14 protein-coding genes are annotated in these 14941 nt (G+C 55.9%); 4 read left to right on the forward strand and 10 right to left on the reverse strand.

Annotated elements, in window-relative coordinates:
- From ACYQ1H_RS14235 to mads1, 8 genes are all read right to left on the reverse strand, one after another.
- Nucleotides 1-613 (reverse strand): DEAD/DEAH box helicase family protein (locus ACYQ1H_RS14235; RefSeq protein WP_460028709.1); only part of this gene is annotated, 613 nt, incomplete at its 3' end.
- The gene (locus tag ACYQ1H_RS14240) at nt 610-1698 is read right to left on the reverse strand and encodes a PDDEXK nuclease domain-containing protein (protein ID WP_460028710.1); all 1089 of its coding nucleotides are present in this window, start codon (nt 1696-1698) and stop codon (nt 610-612) included. The genes ACYQ1H_RS14235 and ACYQ1H_RS14240, both read right to left, overlap by 4 nt.
- Nucleotides 1699-1706: 8 nt before the next feature.
- Nucleotides 1707-3650, reverse strand: coding sequence for a site-specific DNA-methyltransferase (locus tag ACYQ1H_RS14245; protein WP_460028711.1), 1944 nt, complete (start codon nt 3648-3650; stop codon nt 1707-1709).
- A gap of 52 nt (nt 3651-3702) precedes the next feature.
- Nucleotides 3703-5886, reverse strand: coding sequence for an ATP-binding protein (locus ACYQ1H_RS14250; RefSeq protein ID WP_460028712.1), 2184 nt, complete (start codon nt 5884-5886; stop codon nt 3703-3705).
- Nucleotides 5883-7274, reverse strand: coding sequence for an SIR2 family protein (locus ACYQ1H_RS14255; RefSeq protein WP_460028713.1), 1392 nt, complete (start codon nt 7272-7274; stop codon nt 5883-5885). The genes ACYQ1H_RS14250 and ACYQ1H_RS14255 overlap by 4 nt, the downstream gene beginning before the upstream one ends.
- 19 nt (nt 7275-7293) lie before the next feature.
- A complete protein-coding gene (locus tag ACYQ1H_RS14260) occupies nt 7294-7980 on the reverse strand; it encodes a DUF4391 domain-containing protein (protein WP_460028714.1) in 687 nt (228 codons plus the stop codon).
- Nucleotides 7977-11282, reverse strand: a complete 3306-nt coding sequence (locus tag ACYQ1H_RS14265; protein WP_460028715.1) for a helicase-related protein — start codon at nt 11280-11282, stop codon at nt 7977-7979. The genes ACYQ1H_RS14260 and ACYQ1H_RS14265 overlap by 4 nt, the downstream gene beginning before the upstream one ends.
- 37 nt (nt 11283-11319) lie before the next feature.
- The gene (gene mads1, locus ACYQ1H_RS14270) at nt 11320-11517 is read right to left on the reverse strand and encodes a methylation-associated defense system helix-turn-helix domain-containing protein MAD1 (RefSeq protein ID WP_035268066.1); all 198 of its coding nucleotides are present in this window, start codon (nt 11515-11517) and stop codon (nt 11320-11322) included.
- 86 nt (nt 11518-11603) lie between these two features.
- On the opposite strand from mads1, the gene ACYQ1H_RS14275 reads away from it, so the two are divergent.
- The 4 genes from ACYQ1H_RS14275 (at nt 11604) to ACYQ1H_RS14290 (ending at nt 14347) form a co-directional block, all read left to right on the forward strand.
- Nucleotides 11604-11825, forward strand: coding sequence for a hypothetical protein (locus ACYQ1H_RS14275; RefSeq protein WP_460028716.1), 222 nt, complete (start codon nt 11604-11606; stop codon nt 11823-11825).
- Between the two features lie 400 nt (nt 11826-12225).
- Nucleotides 12226-13482, forward strand: a complete 1257-nt coding sequence (locus tag ACYQ1H_RS14280; protein ID WP_460028717.1) for a tyrosine-type recombinase/integrase — start codon at nt 12226-12228, stop codon at nt 13480-13482.
- A 60-nt stretch (nt 13483-13542) separates the two neighbouring features.
- Entirely contained in the window at nt 13543-13818 is a 276-nt protein-coding gene (locus tag ACYQ1H_RS14285) for a hypothetical protein (protein WP_460028718.1), read from the forward strand.
- Nucleotides 13819-13822: 4 nt separating this feature from the next.
- Nucleotides 13823-14347, forward strand: a complete 525-nt coding sequence (locus tag ACYQ1H_RS14290; RefSeq protein ID WP_460028719.1) for a helix-turn-helix transcriptional regulator — start codon at nt 13823-13825, stop codon at nt 14345-14347.
- Nucleotides 14348-14362: 15 nt separating this feature from the next.
- Here ACYQ1H_RS14290 and ACYQ1H_RS14295 read toward each other — a convergent pair whose 3' ends face one another.
- Together ACYQ1H_RS14295 and ACYQ1H_RS14300 are read right to left on the reverse strand one after the other, a co-directional pair.
- Nucleotides 14363-14746 (reverse strand): helix-turn-helix transcriptional regulator, encoded by a 384-nt coding sequence (locus ACYQ1H_RS14295; protein WP_460028720.1) that lies wholly within the window; start codon nt 14744-14746, stop codon nt 14363-14365.
- A 135-nt stretch (nt 14747-14881) separates the two neighbouring features.
- On the reverse strand, nt 14882-14941 hold a 60-nt coding region (locus ACYQ1H_RS14300), incomplete at its 5' end, for a ubiquitination-like system serine protease family protein (protein WP_460028721.1).

Raw genomic sequence — 14941 nt, forward strand, 5'->3', positions numbered from 1 at the left:
CTAGCTCTTCATAAATGCGCCGGTTGTCCTTGCCGGTAGCATTGAACGCCTGCACGTTGATCACCATCACGTTAATGCCCGCGTCCGACGAAAAGCTCTCCAGGTGATGCAACTGCTTGGAGTTGTAGATGAAGAAGCGAGCCTTCTTCTGATAACTCTCCAGGAAATGTTCAGCGGTAATCTCCAGCGACTTGGCCACACCCTCACGGATGGCGATGCTGGGCACCACGATGATGAACTTGCTCCAGCCATACAGCTTGTTCAGCTCGAAAATGGTCTTGATGTAGCAGTAGGTCTTACCCGTGCCGGTTTCCATCTCCACGTCCAGATTCACGCGGGCGATCTTGGTTTTGGCCAACGCGTCGGAAACGGGCAGATTCTGTTGGCGCTGTACCTGCTGAATGTTGTCGAGCAGAGCAGTATCCGGCAGTACTAGGTCGGCATTTTTGAAGCCCGCGTCGGAAAACAGGCTGTCTGTCTTCGCCTTGGCCTTGCCGGGATCGATACGGTAACTGATGGCTTCGCTGGAGGCGGGCGGCTGCCCCTTGAAGCAGTCGACCACCGCCTGCACGGCGGCAGTCTGGTATGCCTGGGTCTTGAATTTGAGTTTCATGCCTCACCGCCTTTTAGTTCTTCTTCAATTTCTTCAATGCTGGGCAAGCTGCTTTGCAGGGTTTGCGGCAATGCACGGGTCAGCTCAAAACCGGATACCCCGATGGGCTTGGTCATATCGCGCAACGCATATTCAGCCAGCACACGGTCTGGCTGCTGGCACAGGATCAAGCCAATGGTCTGACCATCGGATTCATGGCGCAGCAGGTCATCGACCACGCTGCAATAGAAATTCACCTTCCCTGCATATTCCGGTTTGAAGTCGCCACGTTTGAGCTCAATCACCACATAGCGACGCAGTTTCAAGTGATAGAAGAGCAAATCGATATAAAAATCCTTACCGGCCACTTCAAGATGGTATTGGCGGCCCACGAAGGCAAAGCCCTGACCCAGCTCCAGCAGGAATTTTTCCAGATGTGCGATCAACCCGGTTTCCAGTTCCCGCTCATGGAAACCGGCTTGCAGCGTGAGAAAGTCAAACAAGTAAGGGTCTTTCAGCGTTTGCTGAGCCAAATCCGATTCAGGCGATGGCAATAGTTGGGTGAAGTTGGTCACCGCGTTGCCAGAGCGTTCATGGGCAATAGACTCAATCTGCAGCAACAGAATATTGCGGCTCCATCCATGTTCGATGGCCGCCTGCATATACCAGCGCCGCGTTGGCAAGTCCTTGACCTTGGCCATCAGCTCGGCATGGTGCCCCCAAGGCAAGGCGCACAGCAGCTCAACCGGGAAAAGTGCCACGGGCTGTGGCACTTTCAGACCCTCTGCCGCTTGTGTCACAGGCTGTGGCACAAACTCCAGATGCGGATACTCCCGGTAAAACGCCAGCATTCGCTTGATATTGCGCTCGGAAAAGCCCTTTTCCTCCGGTAACTCGTTGTGTAGGTCGCGGGCCAGTGTGGGGATCACGCCCGTGCCCCAGCCTTCCTGTTGCTGCCGAGCGTCGATCAGCGCGCCAATCTCCCAGTAAAGACGGATCAGTTCGGCATTGACGGCCATCACCGCCCGCGTCTGGGCATGGCAAATCCGCTGCTTGATGTCTGTCAGCACCTGCCGGTAGGAGGCATTGTGAGTGAGCTTTGTCATAAGCGGCCTCAGATGCTTTTCACTTCGGTGCCCGGCGAGAGCAGTTTGAAGATCTGCTCTACGTTGATCTTGACGGCGCTGTCCTTGAACCCGGCATCGCGGAACACTACGCGCAGCGGCTTGTGCGTGGCCAGTTCTTTGACGAAGGCTTCGTCGATGCCACTGTGGGCATCGAAGCAGGCTGCCAGCACATTGCTATCAACGAAGTACACGTCTTTGCCCTGGATGGCCTTTTTCTCGATGGGTAAGGCGAGATCAACACCCCAGTCCAGCATCACTTGGAACAGCAAGTCTTCCGCTGTGCGGTCGGGTTTGATGTTGTCCACGAACAAGTCGAGGTTGGCCTTGTCGAGCGCATCGGGTGCGTAATAGACGTCGGCCATGTTGGACGTGTCGATCTTGAGGACGCGGAATCCCACATCCTGCAGCCAACCCTCTTCGCAATCTCCCTCAAGCACCTGCTTCCCGGCCCGACGAATACGCTCTTTTCCAATATCAGGGATATTCTTGAATCCGGCTTTGGCCCCAGGGGAATCGGCTGCAAGCTCTTCGCCCAGCTGCACCATGACGAACCGGCGATTCCCGCCATCCTCAGCATTTACTGTCAAGACCGCGTGGGCTGTTGACGAAGAGCCAGAAAAGAAGTCCATCACGATGGAGTCTGGATGGCTGCCGATCTTCACCAGCTTCGCCATCAGTTCCGTGGACTTGGGGAAATCCATAACCGCCGATCCAAACAGGTCTTTGATTGCTTTCCGACCGTAGTCGTTTGTTATCTCCTTATCGACCCAAAGGGATTTGACAAGTGTCTTGGCAACCTCGCCGTTTTCCCCGTGCAGATAGTCCTTCCGGTAGATGCGCCATTCATCACCAGTAGGTTGTGCGCAGAGCAGCTTTCCTTCCTTCAACACCTTGTCTTTTCCCCATGTCCAACACGTCTTGACTCCGTTGGGAGCGTCTGGCCAGACTTCAATCTGAAAGCTCGCCTCCTTCTTGAGCGAAACAGCGCCCGATGCCTTGTCCACATAGAGTGGGTAGTAGAGCTTCGGACGAGTAGTCGGATTGAATGCTTGGTTTCGATTGCGCAGCCCAAGAAGACGATACTGGCCTTTTTCATCTTTCTTATCGTACTCATCGACCATTCGACCTTCTTTTTCAAGACCACGAACTGATGATGAATTGAGTCCGTCTTTTACGAATACGAGGACAGCTTCATGAGTCTTGGCGACAAACCTATCCAGATGACGACCACGAGGATTCAATTGAACAGCCAGTTGAGCGACAAAGTTCTCTGAGCCAAAAACTTCCGAACAAATGCTGATTAGATTGCTCGATTCGTTGTCGTCGATGCTGATGAACAACACGCCATCGTCCGTCAGTAGTCGAGACGCAAGACGAAGTCGCGAATACATCATGGTCAGCCAATCAGAATGGAATCGTCCATTTGCTGAGGTATTAGCAGCCAGCCGATTGCCTTCCTCATCCACTTGATTCGAACGGCGCAAGTATTCGCCTGCATCTTCGGCAAAGTCATCTTCGTAGATAAAATCATTACCCGTGTTATACGGCGGGTCGATGTAAATCATCTTCACCTTGCCCAGATACGTTTCCTGCAGAAGCTTCAACGCATCAAGGTTATCGCCCTCGATAAACAGGTTCCTCGTCGTATCGAAGTCCACGCTTTCCTCGCGCACTGGGCGCAACGTCTTGGCAATCGGCGCATTGGCCGTCAACAACGCCTCGCGCTTGCCCGGCCAATTGAGGTTATAGCGCTCCTGCGGCCCCTCCACAATCACGTCCGACAGCTCCTGCCGAAGCTGGTCGAAATCCACCGCCAGTTTCACACTGCCGTCTTCGCCCTTGGCTTCCGTCACGCAGCCGGGGAACATCTCGCGAATACGGGCGATGTTGTCTTCGGTCAGGTTGGGCGAGTGCATTTTCAATTTATTCATGGGCAATTTCCTAAAATATTTGCAGATTCAGCAGTATCAAAAAACTGCCCTACTAAAACGGAATATCGTCATCGTCAGCGGCGACATCAGCATCTTCCACTTCAACCAACGGAGTCTCATTGGTTTCACCTGCACCGGTTTGTTGCCAGTCAGTCGCGATGCCCAGCCAGTCCACACTGCGTTCAATTTTTTGGCCGTGCTCATCTTCTTCCAGCCCCTCTCCAGACCAAACTGCCCAAAAGTCGGGATCATCCGACTTGGGGCGTTGATCCTTGGGCAAACTATTCATCTGTACCAGGACGGGGAGTTCAGATGCCCATCCCAAAAGGATGGCGTTGCGAGAGGGTAACGACGGCAAGTCGCGCAGCAGGCCACGCAAGTTGTCCGGCACCAGTTTGTGAACCAGTTCTTGATCACGGTCGTTGCTAATGCGATGCAGTAGGTAGCTATTGCATTGGGACAAGACGGTGGGCGACAGTTCGCTGGGGCGTTGCGAAGACAACACCAGACCCAAGCCGAACTTACGGCCCTCTCTGGCGATTTTCTCGAACACCTGGCAGCAGATGGCTGCGGAGTTCTGATTCTCCGCGTCATCGTGATAGCGCTTAATGAAGGTGTGCGCTTCTTCCATGACCAAGACGGTAGGCAACGTCTTGCCCGCATTGAGCTTACGGTAGCGTTGCAACGACTCCAGCGTCATACGGGCGATAACAGCAGTAATGATATGAACCACTTCCGCCGGGACCAGAGAAAGGTCAATCACTGTCACGGAGCCGTTTGATGCTTGATTGTCACCAAGATAGTCACTCAACCAGTTGTCAAGATTTATGCCGTCCGTGTTAGAGATGATTGAGCGCATCCGAGTGTCGGACAAGAGTGTGCGAATGCGGGATACCAAAAAATCAACAAACTGACTGGCGTTTTCCTGTTCCGCCAAAATTTCTAGGTGGTCTGGGAGCTGAGAACCATCAAAGGTTATTGGCACGTCCTCATCTGGCCCATCGTGAAGCAGAATGCCCCCGACAGTTTCAACTGAGGATTCCAGTGCTGTAATGATTCCCTGAACGTGAGATTCATTAAAAGCACGATAATATTCAATCGTCTCGCCATTTTTAACAAAGCTGTGGTGTGCGGCTCCTAAAGCAGTATTGATTGCCGCTAAGGCTTCATCTAGCTTGTTATCTCCATGTATGGCTATCTTCCCTTGTAAATCTGTGGCAATTGCCTTCAGGCGGAAGCCAAACTTCGATTCATCGGTCTGGATATCACCTGAACGCAGATCCCGGCGTGTTGAAATTAATCGAGATGAAAGATAACGGCGTAGTGCGAGCTTCTCTTCTTCCGGCGAGGTAGTCGAAATGGCTCTTCCTGCTTTGACATCTCGCAGCGCACGCCGAAGCAGCGGGCGTTGCATCTTTGCACTGGCTTGGGTAAACGCACTCCATTCAGCACTATTCCAGAACCACAAAGGCACCTGAAGTTGCTCAATATCTTCAGAGTTTTCAGGTGGATCGACCGCAAACACCCGTACCTTTCCCATGCCTTTGAAGGTATTCGCGTATTCTCCATTGGGGTCAAGCACAATGAAACGGGCATTTGGGTCAGCGCCATTGCGCGCTTTCCTGGCTGCATCCATCGACCAGCGAACCAAGCCAGCAACTGAACACGACTTGCCGCTGCCCGTATTGCCCAGGACAGCTAAATGACGACCGAAGAGACGATCAGGGTCGATCTTCACCTCTGCATTGGCCGCCAAAGGACTGACGCCGATTTTGACGCGGCGATTCTCTCCCGACTCGACGATCGCGCGAAGCTGATCTTGCGTTGGCAGTAGCACCTGGTCACCCACCGAGGGGTAAGCCTGTACGCCGCGCTTAAACTCGTAGTGATCCTTGTCGCTGTCGCCGCCTGTGTAAGACAGAATGCCCAGCGGGTTCAGGCTCATCTTGCGCAGTGGATACGGCAGATCCACCAGGCCAAAGTCCTGCATTCCCTTACGCTTGGGGTATTGCGAACGCTCGACCGTGATCCATTCCACTTGTGCGACCAAGTAACCTTGCTCTCCCGGTGCGAGCACATAACCATTGATACGGGGGAACGGACGCGGCGTGCCGGTATTGAGGGAAACACTGCCTGGCGCTTCTATGTCCAGCAAAACCTTGATCTCATCGGGCGAGACGAAATCAATCGTACCTATGCGCAGAGCGTCAGCATGTGCCAGTGGAGACAGACTCATATCGGGTCGCTCCCATCTTCAGCGGCTTGCTGCTTAGGTTTAGAAGCACCTTGCTGAGTACCTAATCGCTGCTTGAGCAGCTCGCTCATGCGGAACGTCGTCTTGTCAATCGCGGCCTTGGGCAGGTAGTTCTCTGTAAGCCTCGTCAAATCGGCCAGAGCCGGGCCAATCAGCAAACTAATTTGTGAGGGCCGGCCGATCTGTTCATAGGTTTCCATGATGCGGCCAAGCCGATCATCGAACGAAATCACAACCAAGTGCGTGGATGGAATGGTGAGCATGTCGCGGATCACCCGGTTGATATGCTCATCACCAAAGCTATAGCCGTAGGTAACGAGCGTACTGTTCGGACGACATACCGCCGAAGCCAAATCACGGAACAGCTCTACATAGGGGTAGTCGGCAGTTTCCCTGTCCTTGGCAGCATTGGGGTAAATCATCAGCTTGTGGGCTGTTGCCCCGCCCAAGCCTGGAGCCTGTAAATACGGCTCAACTGTGTCGGCCCCAAACGGTAGGCCGATGCGGCGAATATCCTTGCCGGTCTGTATCCAGTCCACAGAACCATGCAGCTTGGTGAAGCGAGCCACGCCTTCCAAATACCGAGGTTCGCCACGGATACCCGGCGGGTTGTAGTGCATGTCCAGGTCAAGCCGGGAGGAGCGGAAAATCGGCATCAGGTTGCCGAGAAAGCGATCCAGCAGATGCACACCAGCCAATTCTGCTCCAGCCTCGATCAGCCGGTCATAGTTGGTCGTGAAAATGCTCAGGCGGTCGCGTGTTCCAATCCGGCTTGCGAAGCTCATCAGGAACGTGACTAAAGTATTAAATGCTTGTTCACGTTGGCTGTCCGGGGCTGCGGCAATTCCAGTTTCGCTCTTAAGGATCGACTCGGCGAACGTCTTCATTCCCGCTTCGAGTTCTTCACGCAATGTGTCGGCTTGTTCATCTTGAAGAATCTCCAGACCACGCAACAGCTCGTTGGCTACCCGCAGTTGATCTTCAACGTTGCCTGCCTTTCTTCCAGCCTGGCTTGCTGACGCTTCGGCGGCTGCATTGATTTTGTCTTGGCAAGTGGTGAGTGGGAGCCTTTCCATGCCGGCCGCACCTTGTCCGGCGGCCAAGTAATGCACTGCATGAGTGAGGCCCGACCCTGCCAACAGAGACAGATGCTCAGACTGAAAGAGTGATGTCAGCCACGGCTCGATGTGTTCCCGAAGCTCCCTCTGGCTGAATTCTTCCGAACTAACCCAAGATGCTTCACTGCCTTCCTGGAGTTTGAATTTCTTGTTCTCCAAATCGGCAAAGTACAGCGGCTTATCGTCATTTCTGACCTTGACGATGTTGGGGTACAGCCTTTTTGGGCTTGTTTGTTCGCTAGTGTTCGGCATGATTTCAGGCTCCCTGTTTTTATCGGATCAATGCTGCATAGTCGTTCTTCAACTGCCGCAATTGAGCATTGATCTCCACCTTGCGGTTGAATTGTTTTTCCTTGGCCAGCCGAGCAGAGGTTTTGTCCACCTCACGTTGTTTGGCCTGCGCTTGTTCAACACGCGCGACCAATTCGGACAGCGTTTCTTGTGGCCGCGCTGGCAAAGGGATTAGCCGATGGAGCAATTGTTCGTACAGTCCACCCAGGTGCAGAGCTACGGGCATTGCGACGCGTTCGCTATCCATTGGCAGCCAGTCTGATGCAAAGTAGTCCGAGAGTACCCAGCGGCTGGAGTCAGCCTCGTTCAGGCGCTTGTAGGCGGCGACTACCTGCGTTCTGCCGTCGAACGTCAGTTCGAACACAATGGGGAACGGGATAGCCCCGTCGATGCAGCGCAGCATATCCGCATGCAGTTCCGGCGTTTTGAGCTGGATGCTGAAAATCTGGATCTCCGGCACACCGGGCCGCGCAGGCAGGTTGATCGTCTCTGGGGCGAGCTTGTACTGCCAGACGATCTGCTCCACCTGCTCGACGAACAGTTCCTTCATCCGGGTGTTGGCCCCGCTGTGCTCGTAGATTTTGTTCTTGGGCAGCACGCGCCCGAAGGCTGCCTGCTTGGGATAGGCGATCAGCGCGGACGGGTGTGTAGTCGCTCCCTGACTCATTCAACCTCCTGAATCACGATAAAGCTGATGAGTTCGAAGTCGTCCAGCCCGGAGATGCTGTTGGTCAGCGCCGTGGTTTTGCCACCGCTGAACAGGCTGTCCAGATCTTTTTCTTCCTTCACCTCAATCATTGAGTGGATGGATTGGCCCAGAAGGTCGGAATAGGTCTGCATCTGGCGACCATCGAGCGTTTCCTGATTGAAGCGCTGACAGGCTTCGACAATGGGGTTGTCCTGGCCCTTGCAGGAGCTACGCACCAGGTCGAGCAGGCGTTTGACCTCGGTGTGATCGTGAATGACCTTGCCCTCACGGCTGATGTAGACGAGGTAGTACGGGTGCAGACGGTTGTGCTGGTTGAGATTGATGTCACCTGTTTTGGAAGAGAGAGCGCGGTTGCGTAAGGTGAAGATCGCCCCTGGCGGCAGCCCAATTTCGGGCCTGGCGGGAACCACGGTGTGCATGCCATTGGGCGCATTGCTTAGTTCGCCGTGGGCTTTGACGTAGTTGAGCAAGTCCATGCGGAAGTCGTTCAGACCCAGATCGGTGATGGAGACGCCGGTCTTCAAATCCTCCAGCTCGATGACTTCTTCCTGCAGGCGACGCAGCTGCTCCTTGCGGTACGACACGTCGTTGGCCTGTGCGGACAGCACGTTGTCGTCACCGGTGGCGGTGACGTCGGCGATCATCATTCGGCTTTCGACCCGCTCCTTGAGGTTGATGTACTCGTCGAGCGAAATGTCGGGCCAGTAGTTAACCAGCTGGATGCTGCTGTTGGGCGAGCCGATGCGATCCACGCGGCCAAAGCGCTGGATGATGCGCACCGGGTTCCAGTGGATGTCGTAGTTGATCAGGTAATCGCAGTCCTGTAGGTTCTGGCCTTCGGAAATGCAGTCGGTGCCGATCAGCAGATCAACCTCGTGCGGCTCATCTGGCAGCACCACGGCCTTCTCTTTCGAGCGCGGCGAGAACAAGGTCAGCAGCTCCTGGAAGTCGTAGCTGCGCTTCTGGGTGCCGCTTTTTATGGTGGACTGCGGTGCGCCCTTGCCGGTGACCTTGGCGGTATGGATGGAGCGCGTGGCCAGCAGCTCCGGCGCAAGATTGGCGTACAGGTAATCAGCGGTGTCGGCAAAGGCAGTAAAGATCAACACCTTCTTGTTATCAGGGTTGATCGGGTTTTCGAGCTTACCAAGCAGTTGCGCCTTGAGGTGTTGCAACTTGGCGTCGTCCTGCGGGGTGATCTTGTTCATCGAGGCCAGCAGAGCATCGATAACTTGTAAGTCCGTCTTGAGCTCGTACTCCCAGGATGGCAAGTCCATGTCGGCGAGGCTGATCTTGATCTTGCCGCCGATCTCGCCGCCCTCGTCACTAGGCATTGGCAGGTCGTCGTCCTCGGCATCCAGCCCCTCCAGCACTTCGGTGAGGTCGCCTACTGTCGCCGCGCCACCGGATTGATTGAATGCGGCAATTTTGGCCAGCGTCGCTTCGTTGTTGGCGCGCAGCGATTGCAGGGTGAGGCGGAACGACTGCACCGAGCTTTCAAGGCGCTTGAGCAGGTTGACTGTCATCAGGGCCTGCAGGCTCTTTTCGCGGTCGGCCTGACGCAGCGTGCCCTTGCCGCCGACCTTGGTGTCGTAGATTTCCTCGTATTTCTTCAGACGACTGGGCAGGATGTAGCTGATGGGCGCATACACGGCCAGCTTAAGCAGGGAAAGTTGCTCGAAGATCTCGTTGAAACCTAGCACGTCTGACCGATCGGTCAGGCGGCAGTGGAACGACAGCGGCTTGCGGCGCTCGGGAAACTGGCCGATGTCCTTGGTGTCGTAGAAGGTCTGGATGTGCTTGCGCGAGCGTGCAATGGTGACGCTGTCGAGCAGCTCGAAGAAGTCGAAGTCCAGCGAATCAAGAATTGCTCGCGCGGTACGCTCTTCCGGCGGCAGCTTTGACCAGGTATTGAAGACTGCTTGGGCATTGCGAAAAACTTCTTCCACCGACTTGCTGGTGCGTAGTTTCTTGCTGAGGCTCTCCGAGTCGCCTTCGTAGGCTAGCGCAAGCTGGTTGCGCAGGTCGTTGAAGCGGTTGTTGACTGGTGTAGCAGACAGCATCAGCACCTTGGTCTTCACCCCTTCCTGGATGACCTTGCGCATCAGCTTTTGGTAGCGAGTTTCCTTGTCTTTGTAGGCGTCGTTGTTGCGGAAGTTGTGGGACTCGTCAATGACGACCAGATCGTAGTTGCCCCAGTTGATGCGGTTGAGCGGTGTGCCGAAGGATTCGCCGCTGGTGCGCGAAAGATCCGTGTGGCACAGCACGTCGTAGCTGAACCGGTCGCGGGCGAAGATGTTGGTCTTGAGGTTGCGGTTGTAGTTGAGCCAGTTGTCGGCCAGCTTCTTGGGGCAAAGTACCAACACGGATTTATTCCGCAACTCGTAATATTTGACCACGGCCAGCGCAGTGAAGGTCTTGCCGAGGCCAACGCTGTCGGCCAGGATGCAACCGCTGTAGGTTTCCAGCTTGTTGATGATGCCGGTGGCCGCATCCTTCTGGTAGTTGAAGAGCTTGTTCCAGATCAACGTGTCCTGATAGCCCGTGCGATCGTTGGGCAACACGTCTTCGTCGATGTCGTCGAGGAACTCGTTGAAGATGTTGTAGAGCATCAGGAAGTAGATGCTCTCGGGCGAGTTTTCCTGGTAGACCGAGGCAATGTGCTCGCAGATCTGCACAGTCACGTCTTCCATTTTTTCGGAGTCGTTCCAGATCTGGTCAAACAGACTGAGGTAGGTAGCAGAAAAGGGGGCCTCGTCCATCTTGTTGACGAGGTTGGACACCGCATTACCTTGCTGGTAACCGAGGTCGACGGCGGTGAAGCCGTGCAAGGGCATGTACGCAGTGTCGGTGCCACCAGCCTGCACGCAGGCGAACTGCTGCATGGGCGCTTTGGTGCGATTGCTTTTGAACGTAGCCTTGCGCCGTATCCAGTCGGCACACTCCTTGGCCACTGCCCGCTGGGTGAGCTTGTTGCGAAGCTGGATTTCAAACTCGCTGCCGTAAAGGCTGCGCTCACGGTCAAGCTTGGGGATGTGGAACTCCCTACGTTCCTTGCGAATTTTGTCGGTGACCTCGTTGGCCACAAAGGTGGGCGAAGTGAAGATGAAGTTCAGCTCGTCGATCTTTTCCAGCTCGGCTTTCAGTGCCTCGAAGGCGTACATCGAAAAGCACGAGGCGGCGATCTTGAGTCGTGCCCCAGGCTGGATAGTTTGCTTGAGATCGTCGCCCAGCAAGCGACTGATGTTGTCAATCAGCTCCATCAGGTGCCCATCCTCGAATGCTTCTCACGTCTACCACTCATTTCGCCTCCGGTTTGTCTGCTTGAGCGGCGATCCAGCCGTCGATGTCAGCTTGTCGGAAGCGCCACATCCCGCCGACCTTGAAACCAGGAATTTTTTTGGCTGCCGCGAGCCGGTATATCGTCCGCTCCGTTACCTTCAGGTACTCGGCAACGTCCTTGATCGTCAGAATTCCGCTTTCGCTGTTGCTGGGCATAAGTGAGCCAACCAGTGGTAAAAGATGACAGGATAGTGCAAACTTTTCATATTGGCGACCGAAAGCAAGAACAAGGAGGAGCAAGCATGGCGAAACCGCATCAGGACGAGCCGTTTTTCATCACAGAGGAGGTTGAGGCAGGGCTGCTCGCTGCCGGGTATGTGTTCGAGCCGCCGCCCATTTCCTGCACCTTGCGTCTGCGCGATGTGTTGGGGGGGATGAGCGATGCCGAGCTGGCATCGCAGCCGGGCGAGATCGCTGGCGAAGAGCGCAAACACCGGCAGAACAAGACATTTTCAGCCAGCTAACCTGAATATGGTATTTCTCATGGCATTTCTAATATTTATGTTTTTAAGTAATTGAAAATTAAGGATGTTATCCTGCTATTTATAATTGAGTGGGAGTGAAATCGGGTCCTTCGGGGGCTATCGCCAGCTATCGAAAAGCCGTTGTAACGTGTTGATGTATATGGAAATACGTCACGACATCTTTCGGTAGCTATCGCCAGCAAGCGGAGCAAGTTGGCGGTAAAGGTGACGGTAGATTCGAAGGGCCGGATTAAGACCCTGCCGTTTACTATTCGGACCAAACCGGTCTTTGACGGTAAAACACTCATATGGAAAGCTTGTTTCATGCGGCTTTCCGGGCATCAACAGGTCTCCTGACCCCTGACGGTAAAAGCCGTCACGAACAGGAGGAAAAACCTCGATGCTTACCGACACCGCACTACGCAATCTCAAGCCGAAATCCAAGCCATACAAGGCTTCCGACCGCGACGGCATGTACGTCACGGTATCGACCACCGGTACCGTCACCTTCCGCTACGATTACCGTCTCAATGGCCGGCGCGAGACGCTGACCATTGGACGGTATGGGCCGTCCGGTATTTCGCTGGCGCTGGCCCGCGAAAAGCTGATCGACGCCAAGAAGTCCGTCGCCCAGGGCAAATCCCCTGCGCACGAAAAGCAGCGCGAGAAGCGCCGCCTGACCGCTGCCAAGACCTTTGGCGACGTAGCCGACAAGTGGCTGGCAGATGCCAGGATGGCCGACAGCACCAAGGCGATGCGCAAGAGCATCGTTGATCGGGACATCCTTCCGGCCTTCCAGAACCGGCAGCTCAACGAAATCACCGCCGATGACCTGCGCGCCCTGTGCAATAAGGTGAAGGCGCGTGGAGCGCCCGCCACCGCCGTGCACATCCGCGACATCGTGAAACAGGTCTATGCCTTCGCCGTCCTGCACGGCGAGAATGTGGACAACCCAGCCGAAAGCGTGGGTGCAGCCTCGATTGCGACCTTCGTGCCGAAGGACCGCGCCTTGTCGCCGCTGGAGATCCGCTTGATGGTACGGCAGATGGAATCGGTGGCCACCTATCCGACCATCCGACTGGCGCTGCGCATGATCCTACTGACGCTGGTGCGCAAGAGCGAGTTGATTCAGGCCACCTGGGATGAGGTCGACTTTGAGAACGCGACCTGGACGATTCCGAAGCGGCGGATGAAGGGGCGCAACCCGCACGTGGTCTATTTGTCGCGCCAGGCGCTCGACATCTTCGTGGCGCTGCACACCTGCGCGGCCGGTTCCAAGTTCGTGCTGCCGTCACGCTACGACGCTGACCGCTGCATGTCGAACGCGACCTTAAACCGGGTCACGCAGATCGTGGCGGAGCGGGCAAAGGCCGCCGGCCTGCCGTTGGAGCCGTTCACCGTCCACGACTTGCGCCGAACCGGCTCGACACTGCTGAACGAAATCGGGTTCAACCGTGACTGGATCGAGAAGTGCCTGGCGCACGAGGACGGTCGTTCCTCGCGTTCGATCTACAACAAGGCCGAGTACGCCGAGCAACGGCGCCACATGCTGCAGGAGTGGGCCAATATGGTTGATGGCTGGATCGACGGGCAAACCTATGTGCCGAAGTTGATGCCAGAGAATGTGATCGTGCCGGTGTTGAGCGCGGTAGCTTGAAATTGCGATCAGGTTGTCACTTGACAACCTGATCGGTTATCACCATACTGGAGACTATTAATGGCCCGTCCCTCACATCCAAAGAAAGAGGTCGAGGAAGCAATCAGGCACGCCGAGAGGCAGGGCTGGCGCGTGGAAGTCGGCGGCAGCCATGCCTGGGGCCGGATTTATTGTCCGTACAACGACGCGGAATGTCGCTGCGGCGAGTTTTGCATCACCAGCGTGTGGAGCACGCCGAAGAACCCTGGCAACCACGCGCGCGCTTTGCGACGCGTCGTGGACAACTGCACGACGCATCGTCAGCAGCCGGAAGCCACCGACGATGCCGAGGAGTAACACGATGGAATACACCTTCACCTTGAAATACCAGCTTGACGACAATGACCGCGACCCGGATGGGCTCGTCGAGCGCCTGGGCGCGGCTGGTTGCGACGATGCCTTGGTCGGCATTGGGCAGCCGGGGCGGCTCGCGCTGGAGTTCACCCGCGAGGCGGACAGTGCTGACGCGGCTGTGCGCAGTGCGCTGGCCGACGTGCGGAGCGCTGTACCGTCGGCCAGACTGATCGAGGTAGCTCCGGATCTGGTCGGCTTGACCGACGTGGCGGAGATGGTCGGCGTTTCACGGCAAAACATGCGCAAGCTGATGCTGGCCCATCCGAGCAGCTTTCCTGCTCCAGTGCATGAGGGGAGCGCGTCGATCTGGCACTTGGCGGATGTGCTGACTTGGCTACAGGCCAAGGGTAGCTATTCGCTGGCCAGGAACGTTCTGGATGTGGCGCAGGTGGCTCTGCAGGTCAACGTGGTCAAGGAAGGCCAGCGCCTGCCTCGTTCGGCGTCCAAAGAGCTGCAAGCCTTGGTTGAATAAGGCCAGTTGCTGGCCTCAATCCTGACCCGAACCCGCCCGAACAGGGCGAGTTTTTCGTAGGTGGACATCGGGTTTTGCGGCGTTGATGCGAGGCGCTTGCTTGCGGTCCTCGATCCAGGCTTCCACCTCGGCCAGGTCCCATACCACGCAGCGCGGCGTCAGATTGAAGCGCCGGGGGAATTCGCCCCGACGCTCCATTTCGTAGATCGTCGTTTCAGCCAGGGGGACAATCTGCCGCAGTTCGTGGCGGCGGATCGTACGCCGGAAAGGAAGTGGGCTTCGCTTCGGGAACTGTGGCAGCGCCTCATAGGCTTCCGTGCCCGGTACGGGAAGGGGCTGTGCGGCGTCGATGCCGGCCGCGTTGGATGTTTGCGATAGGTGTTCCACCTCGGGCTCCATGAGCAAATTGCATGGAGACATGATGAAGCTCGGCACCTATCGGGACAACTTGCTGGGGCGTAGAACAGCGAGCCTTATCGAATTGTCGTGACGCGATACGACAATTCGCCGAAGGGGCGTCATCTCCCGTGGTTTTCAGCACCAATGAACACGACCTTCTCGAATCCAGAAATGCGAACGGCAGCCCTTCTTTAG

It is taken from the genome of Methyloparacoccus murrellii, assembly GCF_054657115.1.